Genomic DNA, 4,290 nt, shown 5'->3' on the forward strand with positions numbered 1-4,290 from the left:
ACTGCTCTTCTCCCGCTCTTCCCAAGGACGGGTCCACGCTCCTGGACGAAGGTCGAAGGACGGCTCTCTGCACGCTCTTATGAAGGAAGAACTGCTCTTGTTTCTAAAAATGGAGTCCCTATTTTTCCGACCTCAGGGTCATCCCGTGATGCACCTGCACGGGATCTCGCCCTGAAGATCCGCTGCACGCTTAAAAACGGTGAACCCGCTGTACGCTGTTTAGAGCCGTCTTCGTTTAAAAGCTCGACTGGCCGTGACGAAGCCATCAACGTTATTCTTTGAGATAGGCCTTCAATGCCTCTTCAATTGTCATCGGCTCCAGAATCACCGGCTCGTAGTCCATCTCGGCGAGCTTTTTCAGCGATCCCTGGCCCATTGCTGCCCCGATCCATACAGGGCAGTCACCGATAACCTGGAGGATCTCGTCGAGTTCCGCATGCTTATGATTCTCGAAATAAGGATTAGGCCTTGCTTCCAGCTTGACGGCGCATTTGCCTTCGTCAAGCTCATAAATGTCGTAGTACCTTGACTGCCCGAAGTGGTCGTCGTTCAATTTGAAGCCGTCGTTGGTCCCGATTGCGATTAACTTTCCCATCTCTCATCCTCCTGATCGTCTTCCTGCAAGGATGTATCTGTAAAAATCCTTCCCGCGATAGGAGTTCTTCTCGACGTTCGGATTCTTGCTAAGTCTCTTCAGAAGATCTCCGACCGATTCCTCATTGAACTCCGCCTCCACAAAACTCTTTATGTCTTTCTCCGACATCGGATGGCGCTTGATGATCTCGATCACTGCATCCAGCGCTTTTTTCTCAGAGGTAGTGAAGCTGCTGACCGGGAGGTTCTCGATACTCTCCGCCTTCAGAAGGGAGCGGGCATATCTAAGCGTCTCTTCTTCAGGTATTTCTACATTTTCTTCTGCCGGTGGCCTAGCAGGAACATTTATGTACACTCTTGCCGGGGCCAGCAGTTCGATCCTATTCTTCAGCTCTCCAAGAGATTTGTCACTGTCGTTGTAATCCTTTACGAGCATTACTTCCAGCCAGATTTCACCCTTGAATTCCTTCGAAAACTCCAGCAAACCATTGTATACTCTTTTGTACCTTAGCTTTCCAAAGGGTCTGTTTATTTTTCTGAAGCTCTCCTCGTCAATGGCATCGAAGGTCGGCATCACAATGTCGAAATCCATTATCTCTTCTCTTAATGATCTCTCAAATAAAAGAGAGCCATTTGTGATTAGCACAAGCGGCTTATCTGTCAGTTCTCTTAGTCCATTCACTATGGAATCCAAGGGCTTGTACAGAGTCGGTTCACCTTCTCCGACAACCGTCACAACGTCGAACGACTCTTCACCGTGAGCCTCTATAAACCTTCTTGCCTCGGATAGAATCTCCTCAGGCGGACAGAAGGTCTGCCTGGTATTGGTCATATTCGTCGTTCTTCCTAGCTGGCAGTAAATACACGAGTAATTGCATGTCTTGAACGGTATCGTGCAAATCCCAAGCGATCTGCCAAGTCTTCTTGAAGGCACCACTCCGTATACATGACTCAAACGAATCACATCCCTAACGATATTGTTTGGCTATCTTCCTCCCTGTCCTCCCATGCCCTTTCCCTGTCCTCCTCCGCGTCTGCCTCCCCCCATACCTCGTCCCAGTCCTCTTCCCTGTCCAGAACCGGTTCCACGGCCGATGCCGTATCCTCCTCCACCGGCTCTAAGAGAGGGATTTTCAGAGTTTGACCTTATTGCATTCACCGGACAGGCACTGAAACAATCCCCGCATCTGGTGCAAAGCGCGTTGTTTATGTACGCCTTGCCCGCCTTCATTACGATTGCTCCTTCCACCGGACAGGCTTTGATACACAGTCCGCATCCGGTGCACATATCTTCTCTTACCCAAGGCAATTTAAACATCTCCTTTTTTCATTATATATGTTTATTGCATATATCTTATATCACTTCAAAACTCACTTCAAAATCCCCTTTTACAAATTTCCGGAATACTCTGACGAACATCCTGAAAAGAAGCTGCTTCCAAAAGCTGCCCGAGTGAGACGACCACTTGCCAATAAGCTTCGCCAGTAATAATTGTTGCTTGTGAAACGTGAGATTTCGTCTAGAATAGGAATCATAACACACTCAGTTGGAGGTGCAGAAAAGTGAAATCTTATATTTCCAAGAAAGCCGTCTTTTCCATTATCCTTGTTCTTTTTCTATCGGCTGTGGGCCTGGCCCAGCCCATTACCTTCCTTGTAAATCCCGATTACGATCCCTTCAGTTACCTGGATGAAGGCCATCTGAAGGGCTTCCTCGTCGATCTGATCGAATCACTGGAAAGCGAAACGGGCATCGACGTCGAGATGAGACCCGTTAAATTCGACGAAGCCCTCGAAATGTTACAGGGCGAAGGGAGATACTGCATTCCCTCTCTTGTCTTCACGACCCAGAGAAAAGCTCTTTATCAGTGGGTAGGCCCCGTTGTCATAACGAACACTTACCTCTACACAAGAGAAGAGCTCTCAAGTGAATTCAAATCGCTGGAGGACGTCAGAAACGCAAACTCGGTGGGCGTGGTTAGAGAATACTACTCCCACAAACTCTTAGAGGAGCAGGGATTCGACAACCTAATCATTTTTGAAGACGAGGAGTCATTGCTCGATGCCCTATTTGTCGGGGAAATCGACCTCGCGCCCTTCAACTCGGCAGTTCTACGACAGCTACTCCAGAAAGAACAGGCCTCTAATCTTCTCGTGCCAACAGTCGCGATCGACTTGGACATGACATACCTCGGTTTCTCGAAGGACGTCCCCTCCGAAATCGTGAGCGCATTCCAGAAGGCTCTCGACGGTCTCAAGGCATCCGGCTCCTTCTCCGAACTCTACGGCCAATGGTTCCCCGGGCAGCCCGTTCCCGGCACCTACACCTTCCTGACCGAGGAGTACCCGCCCGTTACCTTCAAAGGTGAAAATGGAGAACCGACGGGCTTCGTAACCGAAATGGTAAAGGAGATCCTCCGTAGAAACGATATGTCTGGCGAGATCCTGATCGTCCCATGGTCAATAGGCTATGAACTGGCCTCGAATCTGCCGAACGTCTTCCTCTTCAGCATGGACCAGACCGAGCAACGAAGGGATAACTTCGAGTGGATCGGACCGGTGGGAAAGAACACCGCCTACCTCTACGCCCGCAAAGACACAGTCGCCCCAGTTACAGACCTCGAGTCCGCAAAGACTGTCGCGGCCATAGGCACTACGACGAACTGGTGGACTGAACAGCTCCTGAAGGAGATGGGCTTCGAGAACCTCGTGAGCTCTCTCGATCCTCTCGACACCGTCGTACAGCTTTTCGAAGGCGAAACAGATCTGGCAGTCTTCACCGACCTCACTGTCGGCGAGCTCGTCAAGAATGCAGGCTACAGCATGGACGACCTGGAAGCACTTATTGAGCTTCAAACAAACTACTTCTACATCGCAGCTTCGAAGGGAACGAACTTCGGTATGATTCTGAGCTTCCAGAAGACTCTCGACGAAATGAAGCGCGACGGAACCTTCGAAGAAACAATCAGAGAATTCGTGCCGAACATGCTCGTGACATCGCTGCTCTGGAATTCCTCCCATCTTGATGTCAAGGGTCTTCGAACCTCCATGAACACCCTCTCCGTAGGCGAAATAGCTACCATGGAACTCCAGGAGAACGGCTCCACAGGTTATATCTGGGACGTAAAGATAACCAATCCAAACGTCGTTTCGCTGATCTACGAGGGCTCGATCTTCGAAAGAAAGTTCTTTGACGATTCCCAACTTGTGGGAGCTCCTTATAATGTCCAGTGGGTATTCGAAGCCCAGCAACCCGGCGAGACAGTTGTGATATTCTCCCTCAGGCGCCCCTGGGAAAGCGTCCATCCAATACAGACCTTTGCGATTAACATAGTAGTCGAGTAAAAACGAAACATACATGATTATAGTGGCAGGAAAGCGTTTACGGCCTTCCTGCCGTTAGGGTGTGTGTGTAGTACAGTTCCAAGTTACAAGTTCTGAGTTGTAAGAGAAAGCATAAGAACGGGGTTGGGGGTTGCGGGTTCGTGGTAGGAAAGAGCAAGAGAACCTGGTTGACCGTTGAACGGTTCGCCGTTCTCCGGAAAGAATCAGTTCCAAGTTACAAGTTCTGAGTTGCAAGTTTCATAAAACCAAGTTAACCGTTAACGGTTCACCGTTCTCCGAAAGAGCCGCTGTGCACTTCAAAGCGATGAACCCGCTGGTCGCTGCTCAAAACAACGTTGTCCGTCAACGGTC

4 protein-coding genes are annotated in these 4,290 nt (G+C 49.7%); 1 reads left to right on the top strand and 3 read right to left on the bottom strand.

Going from position 1 to position 4,290, the window contains the following annotated elements; translation table 11 throughout:
- Positions 1 to 271 precede the first annotated feature (271 nt).
- From B3157_RS11195 to B3157_RS11205, 3 genes are read right to left on the bottom strand one after another with little or no spacing between them, the layout of a single operon-like run.
- Complete coding sequence (locus B3157_RS11195; RefSeq protein ID WP_102819283.1) at positions 272 to 595, bottom strand: NifB/NifX family molybdenum-iron cluster-binding protein; 324 nt, start codon at positions 593 to 595, stop codon at positions 272 to 274.
- Positions 596 to 598: 3 nt separating this feature from the next.
- Complete coding sequence (locus B3157_RS11200; RefSeq protein WP_292590570.1) at positions 599 to 1,558, bottom strand: radical SAM protein; 960 nt, start codon at positions 1,556 to 1,558, stop codon at positions 599 to 601.
- A 21-nt stretch (positions 1,559 to 1,579) separates the two neighbouring features.
- Positions 1,580 to 1,903: a 4Fe-4S binding protein gene (locus tag B3157_RS11205; protein ID WP_292590571.1), complete on the bottom strand. Its 324-nt coding sequence runs from the start codon at positions 1,901 to 1,903 to the stop codon at positions 1,580 to 1,582.
- A 254-nt stretch (positions 1,904 to 2,157) separates the two neighbouring features.
- Here B3157_RS11205 and B3157_RS11210 point away from each other — a divergent pair, with 254 nt between their 5' ends.
- Entirely contained in the window at positions 2,158 to 3,939 is a 1,782-nt protein-coding gene (locus B3157_RS11210) for a transporter substrate-binding domain-containing protein (RefSeq protein WP_292590572.1), read from the top strand.
- Positions 3,940 to 4,290: the final 351 nt, after the last annotated feature.

This window comes from Mesotoga sp. UBA5557 (assembly GCF_002425715.1).
In the GTDB taxonomy this organism is placed as follows: domain Bacteria; phylum Thermotogota; class Thermotogae; order Petrotogales; family Kosmotogaceae; genus Mesotoga.

What these genes read in the sequence shown, in the direction of transcription:
- B3157_RS11195 (WP_102819283.1), bottom strand. Translation starts at nt 595, where the DNA reads ATGGGAAAGTTAATCGCAATCGGGACCAACGACGGCTTCAAATTGAAC.